Source organism: Paenibacillus sp. J22P277 (assembly GCF_059383675.1).
Map to the genome: position 1 here is coordinate 50,488 of NZ_JBXENS010000005.1, position 15,724 is coordinate 66,211.

The window sequence follows — 15,724 nt, forward strand, 5'->3', positions numbered from 1 at the left end:
TTATTGCTGTCCTCTTTGTCTTTTTCATTTATCGGAGTTTAGGGGAGCACGCGTCGGGATGAGCAAAGCCGAAGTCGTGCATCCGTTAGAAAAAGCCCTACCCGCTAGGCTGGTTCCGGTAATGTACCGGGGCTAGCTTTTTTTCATATTCCCAAGCGCATTTTTCCATATAATAAATAAATTTATGATAATGTTGTAGTTTTGTAATTTGTAATCGAAAAATAATATAACTACACTAGTAAAAGTTACTGAATCAATAGAAATAAATATTCTTTTCTAGGAGGAGCATCATGAACAACAAGAAGACGATCGTATCATCCGTTGCTTTGCTTGCGGTTCTTCTGGCAGCGGCACTCACGGCGTTTGCTTCCGGCAGCGAACCGGCAACGAAAGCCGCCGCCGACGTTGGCGTGGCAGAAGCCGAGAAGGCCAAGGCAGCGGCAGAAGCCAAGTTGGCAGAGGCTAAGGCGGCTAGCGCTGCTGCAGAAGTCAAAGTGGCCGCGGCCAAGTCGGCTAAAGCTGCAGCAGAGGTCGATGTGGCAAAAGCCATAGAGGCAAAAGAGAAGGTAAGTCAAAATACGTTGTACCAATACTCGACGATTAATGCCCTGATGCAAGGTCAATTCGAAGGGGATAAAACGCTTCGCGAAGTGGCTGAGCATGGAGATACGGGGCTTGGAACTTTTAATGGCGTAAATGGCGAGCTGACTCAGGTGAACGGTAAATTCTATCGTTTCGATAACGAGGGGCATTTTTACCAGGTAGACGACAAGGAGAAAACGCCCTTTGTATCGACGGTGAATTTCCAAAACGATAAAACGATTGAAGTGGGACAAATTGATCATTTCGAGGGCCTGACTAAAATCCTGTCTGCCGAAATAACAAAGAAAAACAATTTCTATGCCTTCAAGGTTCACGGGACGCTGAACGACCTGAAAGTCCGTTCCGAACCCAAGCAGAATAAGCCATTCCCGACGCTTCCCAAAGTGCTGGAAAAACAATCCGTGTGGGAGTATCAAAACGTAACCGGAACCTTGGTTGTCTTCTACACGCCTAACTATGCGGCTATGCTGAACGTTCCCGGTTTCCACGCGCACTTCGTAAGCGACGATAAAAAAATCGGCGGTCATGTTCTGAATCTGAAAATGACCTCCGGCACAGCGCAAATCGATGCGATCGATAAGCTGGAAGTAGAGCTGCCGCAATCGCAAGAGTTTCATGATACCGATCTAACGCAAGTTAATCCAGCCGATGTTCACCAGGTTGAAACCGATCACTAGATAAAAGATCAAGGTTACATATAGGAGGCTTCATCTACAAATGGCAGTTACATTGTATTATGAAAAAGATGCAGACCAAAGCGTTCTGCAAGGCAAAACGATCGCAGTCATCGGTTACGGTTCCCAAGGTCACGCGCAAGCGCAAAACCTGCGCGACAGCGGACTGAAAGTCATCATCGGCCTTCGCGCCGGCAAATCCGCCGAGAAAGCCAAAAACGACGGTTTCGAAGTTTTGTCCGTAGGCGAAGCCGTTAAGCTGGCCGACGTCGTACAAATCCTGATGCCGGACGAAACGCAAGCCCGCGTTTACAAAGAAGAAATCGAGCCGAACCTGAAACAAGGCGCAGCGCTGATGTTCTCCCACGGCTTCAACGTTCACTTCGGCCAAATCAAAGCGCGCAAAGACAACGACGTACTGCTCGTTGCTCCTAAATCGCCGGGTCACATGGTTCGCCGCACGTACGTCGAAGGCTTCGGCGTACCCGGTCTGATCGCGATCGAGCAAGACGCGACGGGCAATGCGCAAGCAATCGGCCTGGCTTATGCGAAAGGCATCGGCTGCACGCGCGCCGGGGTTATCGAAACTTCGTTCCGCGAAGAAACCGAAACCGATCTGTTCGGCGAGCAAGCCGTTCTTTGCGGCGGCGCGACCGCGCTGGTTAAAGCAGGTTTCGAAACGTTGGTCGAAGCCGGCTATGCGCCGGAAATGGCCTACTTCGAGTGTCTGCACGAGCTGAAGCTCATCGTCGACCTGATGTACGAAGGCGGCTTGTCCACGATGCGCGATTCGATCTCCAACACGGCGGAATACGGCGACTACGTAACGGGTCCCCGTATCGTGACGGACGAAACGAAAAAAGCGATGAAAGCCGTTCTGACGGACATTCAACAAGGTAAATTCGCGCGCGACTTCATCTTGGAGAACCGATCCAACAACGCGTTCATGTCGGCTACGCGCCGCAACGAAGCGCAGCACCCGATCGAAGCGGTCGGCGGCCAGCTTCGCGAACTGATGCACTGGATCAAGAAGTAATTCTTATTCTATAGGATGAACCGATCAATCCATACAAATACAAAAACAAAAGTTGCCGGCGCGGCCGACAACTTTTGTTTATCGATCAAATGGGAAACAACAGTCCGCCGTTAACCGGCAGCAGCGCGGTAATCTCGCCGTCCATAGCCGAGCGGGATAATCTTTTACCATAAGGCAGATGGATTTGAAAGTGGATCAATGAAGCATCCTAAGGAGCGAGATCGCGAAATACGTTCGGGCATTGGAGCCGAATATTTTCGTTTCAAATTTTTGGAGGCAAAAGTGTCTTGACTTTATACCTACTGAAAGGTAGAATGCAAACATGAACAACAACAAAAACACGGCAGAGTTGATTCTCGATGCGGCCCAGGCGTTTGTGCAGGAAGTCGGATTCAATGGCTTCAGCTATGCGCACATTGCAGAGAAGGTCGGAATACGCACGGCGAGCATTCACTACCATTTTCCGAATAAGGAGGATCTAGGAGAAGCGTTAATTACCAGGTATCACCGAGATTTCGTCGGCAACATTGCTCATATCGACGCCGAGACGCAGAACAATTTGGAGAAGATACGCAAATACGTCATCATTTTCAGAGTTCCGGTCGATACGTATTGTACCTGCCTGAGCGTGATGCTTTCTTCGGATCTGGCCACCTTATCGGAGACGGTACGCGAGAAGCTGTCAGAGTTCTTCACCGCCAACTTGGCGTGGGTAGAACGGGTGCTCGAGCAAGGTCGCAGCGAGGGTCATCTTCAATTCAAAGGAACGGCGGAAGTGCAGGCGCTCCAAATACTGGCGTCTTTGCAAGGGGCGCAGCTGCTTGCAAGAACCTTCCGGGATGCCAACCGATTCGACTTGATTGCCGAAGGCATCATATCCGCCTTATCGTAATAGAAAGAGGCGGATTTTTTCTTCGCATTATCTACCTTTTAATAGGTAGTCTGCTGTGGATTCCATGAAAAATACACGATCGCGGGAGGCTGGTTGCCGATGCTTTACGAATTGCGGACTTACCAAATGAAACCGGGCCGACTACAGGCGATGTTGAGCCGATTCAGAACGGATACGATCGGTCTGATGGCAAAACATAATATGAAAGTCACCCAATTTTGGGTGGATGCGGATGAGTCGAAGGACCGTTTGTATTATGTGCTCGAGCATCCGGACATGGCTTCCAGGGAACGTAATTACAAGGCATTCATGGAAGACCCGGAATGGCTGGACTTGAGGAAACGTACGGAACCGGATGGCGTGCTGTACGAGTATGTCGAGAGTGCGTACATGAATCAAGCTGCTTTTTTCCAAGGTTAATTCTGAAATGGAGGTGAACAGATGTTATACGAGATGAGGATTTATGATGTCGCTCCGGGCAAGATGGAAGCCATTATCGAGCGCTTCGACAGGCATGTCGTTGCCCTATTCGAGAAGCATGGGATGACGATCAAGCATTTTTGGGTGGATGCGGATACCGCGAACAATCGCCTATATTATGTCGTCGAGCATCCCGATATGGAAGCGCGCAATGCGAACTACGAACGTTTCCGCGCAGATCCCGATTGGATCGAAGTTAAGCGGCTTTCGGAGCTGGATGGCCCTCTGTTAGAGAAACAGGAAAGCATCTTCATGCATAACGCAGCCTTTTTTAAAAACAACTAACCTATAAACGAATGGAGCAAATTCAAATGAAAACACTCGTAATTGTAGCGCACCCGAACCTGGAAGCATCCAACTGGAACAAAGCATGGGTAGAAGAACTGAAGAAGAATGGCGATATCACCATCCACGAGCTGTACAAAGAATATCCAGGCCATACTATCGACGTTCCGCGGGAGCAGCAGCTCGTCGAAACGCATGACCGTATTATTTTCCAATATCCGCTTTACTGGTACAACATGCCGCCCCTGCTCAAAAAATGGTTCGATGACGTGCTGCTGTACAACTGGGCTTACGGTCCCGAAGCGACCGCTACGACCGGCAAAGAAATCGGCGTGGCCATCTCGACTTACGGCACGGAAGAATCCTATCAGCCTACAGGATTCAACCGCTTGACGCTGGAACAGATTTTGGCGCCGGTTCAAGCAAGCGTGCGTTTCATCAGCGCCGTATATCTGCCGCACTTCTCGGTTAACGATACGTCCGACGTCACCCCCGAGCGTCTGGCGCAAAGCAGCAAAGCGTACGTCCAGCACATCAAGACGGTTAAACCGGCTGCGGAGGCGTAATGAACGACGTGAAAATCGACGTTTATATGGACACGGTATGTCCCTGGTGCCGGATGGGGGACGCGAGCTTGAGAACCGCGCTGAAGGAATTGCCCGACGGCATGAACGTAACGGTTCGCTATCATGCGTATCAATTGAATCCCGGCATCCGCAAGGAAGGCGAGGACTACCGAAAGGTCATGATCGGCCGCTTGGGCGGAGAAGCGCAATTTGAAGCAAGAATGAAGCAATATAACGAAACCGGGGCGCATTTCGGCCTGAATTACAATATGGACCTGGTGAAGTTTACGCCTAATACGGTGTTGTCGCACCAGCTAATCGCGATTACGCCGGAACGCTTGCAATCGCAATTGATCGAGCGCTTATACGCGGCTTATTTTGAACAGGGCGTTAATCTTGGCGATGTAGACAAGCTTGCGGAGATCGCGCAAGCCGGCGGGGTCACGAACGATCCCGCGGAACTCAAAGCTCGGCTTCTCCGAGGGGAAGGACTCGAGAAGGCGGAAGAAGGACAGCGCGACGCGCAGAAGCTTGGTATCAGAGGGGTGCCCTTTTACGTCATCAACGATAAATACGCCTTATCCGGCCTGCAGTCGCCTGCCGATCTGATCAACGCATTCAAGCGGGACTAAGCAGCCGCTGCAACTTTCGTCCAAGACGATGAGGAACAAATTAATATAAACGAGGAGCGGGAATAAAATGAGCAATCAAGGAAAAGTATATGTTATCACTGGCGGCAGCAGCGGAATGGGTAAAGCAATGGCCGTGGAATTCGTGAAACGCGGCGGAAATGTCGTAATCAACGGACGTCGCGAAGAAGCGCTGGCGAATGCCGCGAAGGATATCGATCCGACGGGCGAGCACGTGCATATCGTAGCCGGCGACGTCATGGAGTCTAAAGTCGCGCAGCGTCTCGTCGACGAGGCATTGGCGAAATTCGGCCGCATCGACACGCTGATCAACAATGCAGGTATTTTCATAGCGAAGCCATTCACGGAATACACCGAGGAAGACTTCGCCAGATACATCGGCACGAACGTCGCCGGCTTCTTCCATCTCACGCAGCGCACGCTTGCGCAAATGTTGAAACAAGGCGGAGGCCACGTCGTCAATATCACGACAAGTTTGACGGATTCGCCGACGGCGCAAGTGCCTTCCGCGCTTGCGAACTTGACGAAGGGCGGTCTGAACTCCACGACGAAGGCGCTCGCGATCGAGTACGCGACACGCGGTATCCGCGTGAACGCCGTGTCGCCGGGCGTTATTAAGACGCCGATGCATGCGCCTGAAACGCACGAGTTTTTGGCCAAGCTGCATCCGATGGGACGTATGGGCGAGGAGCACGAAATCGTCGAAGCAGTGCTTTACTTGGATTCTGCACAGTTCGTCACGGGCGAAATTCTTCATGTGGACGGCGGCCAAAGCGCCGGCTGCTAATTTAGACGGAGCAACGCGGAAGCAAAACGGGAAACGAATGGAGGAGATTAGGCATGCCGATCGTAAACATTCAAGTCACGCGAGAGGGCACGACACCCGAACGTGATTCGGTGACCGCCGAAGAGAAAGCGGCCCTTATCAAGGGCGTAAGTGAATTGCTGCTCAACGTGCTGAATAAACCGTTGGAATCGACCTTCGTCGTGATCGAAGAAGTCGACACCGACAACTGGGGCTGGGGCGGACTTCCCGCACTGGAATATCGCCGGAAGTTGGCCGCGCAGAAGGCAGTCTCCGAAGGCCGAGGTTGATCTTGCAAAGAAAAAGAGAGACGGGCCGAATGCCTGCGGAATAACAAACAGGACAGCTATTCAGAGAATAGCTGTCCTGTTTTTGCGTATTATCGGAAGTTTTGCGCGCCTCCAAGGCTTTGTTCGGCAATTTGGACTAATCTGCGGGTGATCGATCCGCCTATTTTGCCGGCATTAAAGGTCGATAAGTTGCCGTTGTATCCATCGGGAGAAAGCTGAATCCCGAGTTCTTGCGCAACTTCGAATTTGAGTTGATCCAGCGCGTGAGCTGCTTGCGGTACGACTAGCGAGTTATTTGCCATTTGCTATGCCTCCTAGATTGGGATTGGCTTTAATTTCTCCCATAAAATCAAATCTATACATTTTTTGATCATGTGCGGAGTCAGGAGGCCATTCAACTGAAAATCCGCTAGCCTTTTTGCGCTGCTCGCGCATCCGAGCGCAATCGGATGTCACCAAATTGCCATTATTTCTTGGATTCACGGATGCTTGCTTCGGTTTATTGTAAGGAATCAATTGATTATAAGCGCTTACATCTGCTTGGCCGACTACAATTGCCGACTGGAGGGAACGAAGATGACCACACGCGCGACGTTTTCGGCGATGCTGACGGCGATGCTCATCGCCGCGATCATGCTGACGGGATGCTCCCCGCAAGCGGCTGCCGAGAAGAAGACGACGCTTACGATCTGGTACTGGAACCGCGGGCTCGACGACAAGCTCATTGAAGCCGCTCGAAGCCAATTTCCGAATGTGCGGATCGTGGCGCAGAAAGTCGGCGGCGACTTCAAATCCAAGCTCAAGACGACCTTGGCCGCCGGTTCCGGCGGACCCGACATCGTGGCCTTCAACGACTGGGTCACGGAGATGTTCCCGAATGCCGACCGGTTCTACGACCTCTATAAGCTCGGGGCGCACGACATCGAGAAGGATTATTTGCCTTGGAAATGGCAGCTCGGCGTGACGCCGCAAGGCCGCATGGTCGCGCTGCCGATCGATACCGGGCCGACCGCGCTGTTTTATCGGGCCGACCTGTTCGAGCAGGCGGGACTGCCGTCCGATCCCGAGGAAGTCCATAAGCTGATGGGCACCTGGGACGCTTATCTCGCCGCCGGCAAGAAGCTGCAGGACGCACTCGGCGACGGCGTCAAGCTGACGGACAATATCGGCACGATTTATACGCAGGTGAACGCGCAGAGCGAGAATATCTATTTCGACAAGGACGATGCGTTCATCGGGGACGATCCGTCCTCTTCGATGAAGCGGGCATGGGATCTCGCGGTCAAGGCTTCCGGTATGGGCTTGCTTGCGAACGCGAACAACGGAACGCCGGAATGGAGCGCCGCCATGAATACCGGCAAGATCGCCTCGTTCGTCGGCGCCGTCTGGAACAAGGAGATCCTCCAGCAGGCCGCTCCCGATACGGCAGGCAAATGGCGCGTCGCCCGGGCCCCGGGAGGAGACGGCAACAACGGCGGCTCGTTCCTGGCGATCATGGGTACCAGCAAGCATCCGAACGAAGCGTTCCAGCTGATCGAATGGCTGCAAAATCCGGAGAACCAAGTGAAGAGCTTCGCCGACGTCAATCTGTTTCCTTCCGCCAAGACGGCGCTGGATGCGCCGGCGTTGCGACGGAAGGAGGACTTCTTCGGCGGCCAGGCGACGGGCGAGATCTTCACGGCATCGGCGCTGCAAGTGAAGCCGTCCTACTTCGGACCGCGGTACGTGAACGTGAACGGGATCGTGAACCGTCAGCTGCAGTCGGTCTCGACCCAAGGCAAGGATCCGGACCAAGCCTGGCGCGATACCTTGGCGCGCATCGACAAGGAACTGCTCCGATAGCGGGACGGCATCGCGCGCGCAGGTCGGAATGAATGAACGAACGAGGAGGTTGCGCCCATGAATCGCAGGTTGACCACTGAAATCTGGAAGCATCGCAAGGCTTATGCGGCCATCTCGCCTTTTTTCATCGTGTTTGCGATATTCGGTTTGTTTCCGATCGCGTTCTCGATGTATTTATCCTTTCAGAAATGGGACGGCATCGGCGACATGACGTTCAACGGGCTGAACAATTACCGCTTCATGCTCGGCGATCCCGAATTCTGGCATGCGGTGGGCAACACGCTGCTCATCTGGATCTATTCCACGATTCCGATGCTCTTCTTGGCCCTCGTGCTGGCGTTTCTGCTGAACGCGTCGTTCGTCAAATGCCGAACCTTCTTCCGGATCGGGTATTTCTTGCCGAACGTCACGTCGCTCGTGGCGGTCGCCATCGTGTTCAGCACGCTGTTCTCGAGCAATTACGGCCTGCTCAACTACGTGCTCAACCTCTTCGGTCTGCAGTCCGTCGAATTTCTGCAGAAGACGTGGGGCATCCAGTTCGCCATCTCGCTCATGATCGTCTGGCGCTGGGTCGGCTATAACGCCATCATCTATCTCGCGGGGCTGCAGAGCATTCCGGCCGTCCTGTACGAAGCCGCGCGCATGGACGGCGCGACGGGCGCGCAGGCGTTCTTCCGGATCACGGTGCCGATTCTGCGCCCGATCATCCTGTTTACCGTTATCACGTCCACGATCGGCGGCATGCAGATCTTCACGGAACCGCAGGTGCTCGTCGGCAACGACGGGGGGCCGGGCGGCGGAGGATTGACCATCGTGCTCTACTTGTACCGGGAAGCCTTCATTAACAATTACTTCGGTTACGGCGCGGCCGTCGGCTGGGGAATGTTCGTGCTGATCGCGCTGTTCTCCTTGGTGAACTGGCGATTGGTCAAAGGCAGCCCGAATTGAAGCCGTTCGAAGCGAAACCACGAGAGGAGTGTGCCCGATGGCGACAAGCAAATGGAAATCGGCGGTATTGCATGCGGTATTGATTGCGGGGTTCCTGCTGTCGATCTTCCCCTTTTATTGGCTCACGGTCATGGCCACGCGCAAGACGGGGGAGATCTACAGCTACCCGCCCAAATTAGGGTTCGGCACGCAGCTCCTGGGCAATATCGAGCGCGTCTTCTCCACGATCGATTTTTTCGGGGCGTTCGGCAACTCGCTGCTCGTGTCCGGCTCCGTCGCGCTGCTCGTGCTGTTCTTCGACTCGCTGGCCGGCGTGACGTTCGCGAAGTACGAATTTCCGGGGAAGAAGTGGCTGTTCGTGCTGCTGCTGGCCACGATGATGGCGCCGGCGCAGCTGTCGCTCGTGCCCTCCTTCGTCATCATGGCGAAATTCGGCTGGGTCGGCTCGTTCAAGGCGCTCATTATTCCGGGCATGGTCAATGCCTTCGGGATCTTCTGGATCCGCCAATATGCCGAGGAATCCATTCCGAACGAGTTGATCGAGGCCGGCCGAATCGACGGCTGCGGGTTCTTTCGCATCTATTGGAGCCTCATGCTGCCGATTCTGCGGCCGGCGCTTTCCTTCCTCGGGGCGTTCACGTTCATCGGGGTATGGAACGATTACCTGTGGCCGCTCATTATTTTGAACAACGAACGGAAATTCACGCTGCAGGTCGCCTTGTCGTCCTTGAACGGCATCTATGTGACGGATTACGCCATGGTCATCGCGGGGACGCTGCTGGCGGTTCTGCCGCTCGTGATCTTGTTCCTCTTCGTCAGCCGGCAGTTTATCTCGGACATCGCGGCCGGCGCGATCAAGAGCTGAAGCAACGGCGCCGGGAAGCGGCTCGTCTTTTTTTGAAGTAACCGGCAGGATAGTTTGCTCAAGCCGCGAATATGTCGACTAAGAAGCAGTCCGATACACCTGATTGCGGGCAGGAATCACGAGTAACCAACAATGATCAAGGAAGGTGAATTGGACCATGCAGAAAGCCATCGTTGTCTATTATGCCGGCAAGAAAAATAATCTCGACGAATTAAATGCGCTGCTAGAAGCCGGCTGGAAAGTAATCAATCAAAGTTCGATGGGTGGAGAATGCGGTTCCGCCGTGTATTCCTTAGTCATTTTAGAGCAGGCAGACATCCGCGAACATCAGTAAGCGCCGCGGAATGGAAGCTATGGATGAACGAGGTGTGGAAGAAGCTGCCTTCTGCCAAAAGGGGATTGGTTCACGAGATCGGCTGGAATCATTGGATGAACGACGGCCTTTTCGCCAATCGGCTGAATTTGGCGGATACGCTCAATGTGCTGCTAAAGCAACAAGCCTGGCGGTTGTCGATGCAAACCCGATTGTACGGAGGTAACCCCGCGCATGGAGCGCTGTCGGGGGCCTGACGCGGAAGACGATAACTATGGAAAGAGTCGCCTGCGGGCGGCTCTTTTGCCGTTATATTCACTTTACGGGTTGGCGGAGAGGGCGTCCGTTATGCTCGTTCCATCCGCGGTCAATCGATACAGACCGAATATAACAGGATTAACTTGCACTAATCCTAGGCCGACCAAATCTTTAAGCGACTGATTAATGCGGGATAGGTTTCCCCATTCTTTGGGAAGACGCTCCGATAGCTGAAGGGGTGACAGCCACTCCGTGGTTAATGCCAGTAACAGGGTTTGTTGATTTGTTGTCAAGCTCATGCTTGCTTCCTCCCGTCGGTGGTAGGTTGAATCGTAATCACATCGTCGAACCGCATTATTTCAGCACGAATCGCTCGCCGGGGGCTAGTATGTGATACCTATTGTCCGCACGGGTGATATACGGAGAAAGCTCGTTCGGATCACCATTGAAAGGCGGCATCTCAGGCTCGTGATAGGTTCCGTAGTGGTGCGTGATTATAGCTGCATGCTCCAGGCGGTTCGCTAGTTTAACGGCATTCTCCTTGCCGAAATGATAGGGATCGTCCGATACGTCGAGCAGCAGGACGTCGACCTCGCTCATTTGCATATGCTCGTCAAGCAGTCGGGTGTCCCCGGTGCACCATATCTTCCCGTCCGGGGTGCCGATGAGGAAGCCGCAGCAGTCCTCCGGACCGTAAGGATTCTGGCTTGGCCAAGCATGATCGGCTCGCGTCAGCGTGATTTCAATCGTCCCTATTCGGAACCGCTCGCCGATACGGAAGGCCCGGGCCTGACGTGAAGGAACTCCTAGCCGTTCCAGTTCTTGCACGACAATAGCCGGCCCCCCGTACATTCCCCCCGTCTTGATCAAAGCCGAAGCCGTGACCGGAGCCAAGTGATCATCATCCAAATGCGTGTAGAGAATCGCATCTAATCGCGGGACGTCTGCCGCCAAGATCGGTAACGGCACCAACAATCGATGTCCGATTTCGCAAATCTCGTCGGAGCCGGCTTGCATGGAAATAACGGGATCGATCATAAGCAAGGTTCCGCGGGAATTGATTAGGAATCCTGCGCTTGAGAGCCACCAAATGGACGTGTTGTCCGAGGATTCGAAATCCTCGGCCGTAATCGGCTTTGTATGCGGCGCTCGGACTTGGATAGCGGATGTCTCTTTCGCCATGAATAATTTCAGCTCCTTTGCGAGATAGGCTGACTGAAGCACGTCTCAATCTTACTCCGCCTTGTGCGCATCGCACAAGCAGCGGCAGGAGCGGGAGCGACGGCGGGCGCGCGTTAAGCCGGCTATCCGGTTGGCAGATCCCGATAAGAGGACACCAGCCTAAAGCGCGTATTTCCAAATCAACCAACTGATCAGAGCGGAAGCCCAAGAAGCGAAACCGAATGCCAGGACGATCTTATTCTCGCTCCAGCCGTACTTCAAACTGAAATGGTAATGAAGCGGAGCCATTTTAAATAGGCGCAATTTCGTGCGCTTGTAGAACCAGACTTGCAGGATGACCGAACATTGTTCGGCCAGATACACGGAAAAGAGAATCGGGATCAATACTTCGATCTTCTCGATGACCGCCAAAATGGAAAGCGAACCTCCGATGGCCAGCGATCCGGTATCTCCCATGAATGCCCTGGCGGGATAAATATTATAGAAAAACAAGCCGAGCAGGCAACCGATCATGACGAGCGAGAAGAGTTGCACTTCCGGCTTGTCCGATATGAGAAAGAAGAAAAAATAAGTCGGAATGGCGGCATTGATCAATAGACCGTCCAAACCATCCGTGAAATTGATCGCGTTCGCCGAGCCGACTACAAAAAGCAACATGATCGCTACGTACGCATAAACGGGCAAATGCAGCTGATAGCCATTGAACAGCGATATCTCGCTCGTCAGCGAAAACGAACGGAGCAAGGCGATGAGCAGGATACCCGTAAATGCGAATTGAAACACCAGTTTTGTCCGTCCGGAGATGCCCGACGGGTCCTGTCGCGTTGCCTTTTTGAAATCGTCCATAAAGCCGACCGAACCGAATAAGAGAAACGAGGCGCATAAAAAAATCATCCAGGGCGCAGGTTGAAACCGCAGGGAAGTCGCGACGCCGGTCAGCAAAACGAGTCCCGCCATCAAAGGCGTCCCTTTCTTGGCTTGATGGTCGGGGGGCAGCTCCGAGCGAATGGGCTGGGTTAGCTTCAGGTAACGCAGCCCGCGAATGAGCAGGGGGGTAAGAAACGCCACAAGCAAAAAAGAAAGACCGGCTATTCCGAATATATCGAGCATTGCGCAAATCTCCTTTCCCAATCACAACATGAAAAAACCTGCAAGATTCGGTTAAGCCAGTATCATGACTTTACCTAAAGTTTTTCGTCCGTAAAAGTGAAGGTTTGCCTGCCTTTTTTTCATATTTTCGGTAAAACTCCCTAAACGAACGGACATAAGCGCGCATCGTTCAACGACGATTCGGCTGCCCTTGGGAGGTATTCCGATCGCGATGATCGAAGTGGTTGTTGGATATGTCTATCGTACATGGAGGAAGAGGTGACGCGATGCGAAAACTTGCAACATGCTTAACGATTGTCGGCCTATGCCTCGCAATCATTGTTTCCTATGTATTTTATCGTCAACTAACCTACGATTTTCGCTACACGCAAGGCACGCCCTTCGATTCGCCTATCGAGTCGCCGAACGGGGCGTACAGCGCCCAGGCCTTTTATCGCAATTATGGCGGCGCGGCCGGCGGGGTGATGCTGTTCGTCAATATCACGGACCATCAACACGATGATGCCGTACGCACGGTTTATTACGAACGCACGCGACATACGCCGACGATCACCTGGCAGGATAATCGCCTGTTGGCGATCAAGAATCCTGCGGACTACGGAAATTACGATGCCGTATTGAACGTGACAACCGACGTGTACGACGCGACCGGGAGAGCCTGCCGTGCTTATAAAATCAAGAAAAACTACAATTGCGTAACCAAGAGTCGCGAATAAATAGTTGGTTAGAGGGGTTCCCGTAAAGGAAGGGGATACCTTGAAGCCTTTCTCCGGGCGCCTATATGAATTTCTGCGACCGGATCGACACGCGAAATTATTTGAGCCAGGATCGTCATGTCATCATCGCCAAGGCAGGGAATGCGGCAATCGCTCAGGCCGTGTTGAACTACCGGTTTATTCCGATGCCGGAATGGCCTGAAGAGGCGGTAGAGTAAGGAGAGAACATGATCCCGTCGGGGGGAAGCGCCGCCTCGAAGGAGAACGTTCGAATAAGTCAAGAAGATAAGCGACGCTCGGAGGAGGCGCAAGGCGATGGACCATGCGAAGCAAACAAGGATACGAGAGCTTCAAAACAAGCTGCATGCCGGGTTGGACGGAGGCATCCTGCATCTCTTGAACGGCCAGGCCATGCAGGCGGCGTTCGGCGCGAACGGGCTCATGCGGGAAGGCGACGACTATGCGCCTTTCAACGAGGCGATGTGCTCCGGCGAGGCGGCCGAACCTATTTTCGGCGAGGCGTTTAACCGGTTGCGCGCCGAAGGGCACGGAGTATCGCCGCAGGAATACGCGCGTATTACCCTGACGCCGCTAAAACCGCTGATCGAGCACCGGCATTCCGGCATCGCGTTATGGTTCGGCGACGACATGTTCTGCCAGATGAATTTGCTCACCGCGCTGGCGTATTTAAATCAAACGGGTTATGAAGGAAAGCTGTTCTTCCATATGGCGAAAGAGGCGGAAAATCGGGACGAAATCGAAGCCGTCGATATTCCTCCCGCCGACTATCGTGCCGTCTACGGGCAGGTCCTGATCGAACGCCGCTTCCCTGCGGGGACGCCCCTGATGCCGGCCATGGCCCGGGGCATCGGGCTCTTCCTCGAATACCGCAAGCCCGAGAATGAAATTACCGCCTTCATCCGGGAGAATCAATCGAAATCCCGGGACGAGCTGTTAAAGCGGCTGTTCGGCGCATTTTCCCATTATGGCCTGGGCGACGTGCAGTATTTGGCCATCATGGAGGCCATGAAAGCCTGAGGCTGCGCTTCAGCGGGCAAGGCAGGCAAGCCCGGCAAGCAGTAGGAGCAAGCCATGCGGGCAAGCCGGGCGAGCAGCTAGATAGGCAAGCCAATGCAAAAACCGGACCCGCCATGGCGAGTCCGGTTTTTGCGTGCCGACTTAAGAGCATGCGCGCGATAAAGGGTTAGAACCCCTGTACGGGATGGGGGACGTAAGCTTCTTCGAGCTCGCGGATTTCCTCCGGCGAGAGGGCAAGCGCCACCGCCGCGGCCGCATCGTCCAGATGCTGGGGCTTCGTCGCGCCGATAATCGGCGAAGTCACGACGGATTTGCCGAGCAGCCAGGCCAGGGCGACTTGGGCTTGGTTCACGCCCCGCGCGGCCGCGATCCGGGCGACGCGTTCCACGATCGCGCGATTGGAATCGACGGCGGACGCGTACAGCGTTTTGCCGAAGAGGTCGGTCTCGGACCGCTCGCTGATCTCGTCCCAGCTCCGGGTCAAGCGGCCGCGGGCCAGCGGACTCCAAGGAATGACGCCGACGCCGATCTCCTCGCATAACGGCAGCATCTCCCGTTCTTCCTCCCGGTAGAGCAGGTTCAAGTGATTCTGCATGCTGACGAATTTGGTCCAGCCATGCTTCTCGGCCGTATATTGCGCCTTTAGGAACTGCCATGCAAACATGGAGGAAGCGCCGATATAACGGGCTTTGCCGGATTTGACGACCTCATGCAGCGCTTCCATCGTTTCCTCGATCGGCGTTTTCGGGTCCCAGCGGTGAATCTGGTACAGATCGACGTAATCGGTGCCGAGCCGGCGCAGACTGTCGTCCACCTCGCTCAGGATCGCTTTGCGGGACAAGCCCGCGCCGTTCGGTCCCGGACGCATGCGCCCGTGCACTTTGGTCGCGATCACGACCTCTTCCCGACGGGCAAAATCCGCGAGCGCGCGGCCGACGATCTCCTCGCTTGTCCCGTCCGAGTAGACGTTCGCGGTATCGAAGAAGTTGATGCCGAGCTCCAAGGCCTTGCGGATGAACGGACGGCTCTTCTCTTCGTCCAGCGTCCAGGTATGCGATCCTCGCGTCGGAATGCCGTAGCTCATGCAGCCCAGGCAAATTCTGGATACTTCCAGGCCGGTTTGGCCCAATCGCGTATACTCCATTTCTCGATTCCTCCCTTGTTTCGGCTG

Annotated in this window: 21 protein-coding genes; 16 read left to right on the top strand and 5 right to left on the bottom strand. The window is 54.1% G+C overall.

The window, feature by feature from the left end:
* Positions 1-290: 290 nt before the first annotated feature.
* From budA to AC50YL_RS17440, 9 genes are all read left to right on the top strand, one after another.
* Positions 291-1,280 carry an acetolactate decarboxylase gene (gene budA, locus AC50YL_RS17400; RefSeq protein ID WP_494833465.1) on the top strand — a complete coding sequence of 330 codons (990 nt, stop codon included), beginning with the start codon at positions 291-293 and terminating at the stop codon, positions 1,278-1,280.
* 40 nt (positions 1,281-1,320) lie between these two features.
* The gene (gene ilvC, locus AC50YL_RS17405; protein WP_494833466.1) at positions 1,321-2,313 is read left to right on the top strand and encodes a ketol-acid reductoisomerase; all 993 of its coding nucleotides are present in this window, start codon (positions 1,321-1,323) and stop codon (positions 2,311-2,313) included.
* Positions 2,314-2,635: 322 nt separating this feature from the next.
* Positions 2,636-3,205 (top strand): TetR/AcrR family transcriptional regulator, encoded by a 570-nt coding sequence (locus tag AC50YL_RS17410; RefSeq protein WP_494833467.1) that lies wholly within the window; start codon positions 2,636-2,638, stop codon positions 3,203-3,205.
* Between the two features lie 99 nt (positions 3,206-3,304).
* Positions 3,305-3,625, top strand: a complete 321-nt coding sequence (locus AC50YL_RS17415; RefSeq protein WP_494833468.1) for an NIPSNAP family protein — start codon at positions 3,305-3,307, stop codon at positions 3,623-3,625.
* Between the two features lie 21 nt (positions 3,626-3,646).
* Positions 3,647-3,970, top strand: a complete 324-nt coding sequence (locus AC50YL_RS17420; protein WP_494833469.1) for an NIPSNAP family protein — start codon at positions 3,647-3,649, stop codon at positions 3,968-3,970.
* A gap of 26 nt (positions 3,971-3,996) precedes the next feature.
* Positions 3,997-4,536, top strand: a complete 540-nt coding sequence (locus tag AC50YL_RS17425; RefSeq protein ID WP_494833470.1) for an NAD(P)H-dependent oxidoreductase — start codon at positions 3,997-3,999, stop codon at positions 4,534-4,536.
* On the top strand, positions 4,536-5,168 hold the full coding sequence (locus AC50YL_RS17430; protein ID WP_494833471.1) for a DsbA family oxidoreductase: 633 nt from the start codon (positions 4,536-4,538) through the stop codon (positions 5,166-5,168). The genes AC50YL_RS17425 and AC50YL_RS17430 overlap by 1 nt, the downstream gene beginning before the upstream one ends.
* Before the next feature lie 67 nt (positions 5,169-5,235).
* Positions 5,236-5,973: an SDR family NAD(P)-dependent oxidoreductase gene (locus AC50YL_RS17435; protein ID WP_494833472.1), complete on the top strand. Its 738-nt coding sequence runs from the start codon at positions 5,236-5,238 to the stop codon at positions 5,971-5,973.
* Between the two features lie 53 nt (positions 5,974-6,026).
* On the top strand, positions 6,027-6,281 hold the full coding sequence (locus AC50YL_RS17440; RefSeq protein WP_494833473.1) for a tautomerase family protein: 255 nt from the start codon (positions 6,027-6,029) through the stop codon (positions 6,279-6,281).
* Between the two features lie 89 nt (positions 6,282-6,370).
* On the opposite strand, the gene AC50YL_RS17445 is transcribed toward AC50YL_RS17440, so the two are convergent.
* Positions 6,371-6,583 carry an alpha/beta-type small acid-soluble spore protein gene (locus AC50YL_RS17445; RefSeq protein WP_494833474.1) on the bottom strand — a complete coding sequence of 71 codons (213 nt, stop codon included), beginning with the start codon at positions 6,581-6,583 and terminating at the stop codon, positions 6,371-6,373.
* 274 nt (positions 6,584-6,857) lie between these two features.
* Between AC50YL_RS17445 and AC50YL_RS17450 the strand changes: the two genes are divergently transcribed.
* From AC50YL_RS17450 to AC50YL_RS17470, 5 genes are all read left to right on the top strand, one after another.
* Positions 6,858-8,123, top strand: a complete 1,266-nt coding sequence (locus tag AC50YL_RS17450) for an ABC transporter substrate-binding protein (protein ID WP_494833475.1) — start codon at positions 6,858-6,860, stop codon at positions 8,121-8,123.
* A 57-nt stretch (positions 8,124-8,180) separates the two neighbouring features.
* Positions 8,181-9,071 carry a carbohydrate ABC transporter permease gene (locus AC50YL_RS17455; protein WP_494833476.1) on the top strand — a complete coding sequence of 297 codons (891 nt, stop codon included), beginning with the start codon at positions 8,181-8,183 and terminating at the stop codon, positions 9,069-9,071.
* A 37-nt stretch (positions 9,072-9,108) separates the two neighbouring features.
* Positions 9,109-9,936 carry a carbohydrate ABC transporter permease gene (locus AC50YL_RS17460; protein ID WP_494833477.1) on the top strand — a complete coding sequence of 276 codons (828 nt, stop codon included), beginning with the start codon at positions 9,109-9,111 and terminating at the stop codon, positions 9,934-9,936.
* Positions 9,937-10,093: 157 nt separating this feature from the next.
* Positions 10,094-10,270, top strand: coding sequence for a hypothetical protein (locus tag AC50YL_RS17465; RefSeq protein ID WP_494833478.1), 177 nt, complete (start codon positions 10,094-10,096; stop codon positions 10,268-10,270).
* Between the two features lie 23 nt (positions 10,271-10,293).
* A complete protein-coding gene (locus tag AC50YL_RS17470; RefSeq protein WP_494833479.1) occupies positions 10,294-10,506 on the top strand; it encodes a hypothetical protein in 213 nt (70 codons plus the stop codon).
* Positions 10,507-10,569: 63 nt separating this feature from the next.
* Here the strand turns inward: AC50YL_RS17470 and AC50YL_RS17475 are convergent, their stop codons facing one another.
* From AC50YL_RS17475 to mraY, 3 genes are all read right to left on the bottom strand, one after another.
* Positions 10,570-10,806 carry a hypothetical protein gene (locus AC50YL_RS17475; RefSeq protein ID WP_494833480.1) on the bottom strand — a complete coding sequence of 79 codons (237 nt, stop codon included), beginning with the start codon at positions 10,804-10,806 and terminating at the stop codon, positions 10,570-10,572.
* Positions 10,807-10,861: 55 nt separating this feature from the next.
* Positions 10,862-11,689, bottom strand: coding sequence for an MBL fold metallo-hydrolase (locus tag AC50YL_RS17480; RefSeq protein ID WP_494833481.1), 828 nt, complete (start codon positions 11,687-11,689; stop codon positions 10,862-10,864).
* 159 nt (positions 11,690-11,848) lie between these two features.
* On the bottom strand, positions 11,849-12,799 hold the full coding sequence (gene mraY / locus AC50YL_RS17485; RefSeq protein WP_494833483.1) for a phospho-N-acetylmuramoyl-pentapeptide-transferase: 951 nt from the start codon (positions 12,797-12,799) through the stop codon (positions 11,849-11,851).
* A 266-nt stretch (positions 12,800-13,065) separates the two neighbouring features.
* Between mraY and AC50YL_RS17490 the strand changes: the two genes are divergently transcribed.
* Together AC50YL_RS17490 and AC50YL_RS17495 are read left to right on the top strand one after the other, a co-directional pair.
* A complete protein-coding gene (locus AC50YL_RS17490; RefSeq protein WP_494833485.1) occupies positions 13,066-13,515 on the top strand; it encodes a DUF5412 family protein in 450 nt (149 codons plus the stop codon).
* 315 nt (positions 13,516-13,830) lie between these two features.
* Complete coding sequence (locus AC50YL_RS17495; RefSeq protein WP_494833487.1) at positions 13,831-14,553, top strand: AraC family transcriptional regulator; 723 nt, start codon at positions 13,831-13,833, stop codon at positions 14,551-14,553.
* 166 nt (positions 14,554-14,719) lie between these two features.
* Here the strand turns inward: AC50YL_RS17495 and AC50YL_RS17500 are convergent, their stop codons facing one another.
* Positions 14,720-15,697, bottom strand: coding sequence for an aldo/keto reductase (locus tag AC50YL_RS17500; RefSeq protein ID WP_494833488.1), 978 nt, complete (start codon positions 15,695-15,697; stop codon positions 14,720-14,722).
* Between the last annotated feature and the right edge of the window lie 27 nt (positions 15,698-15,724).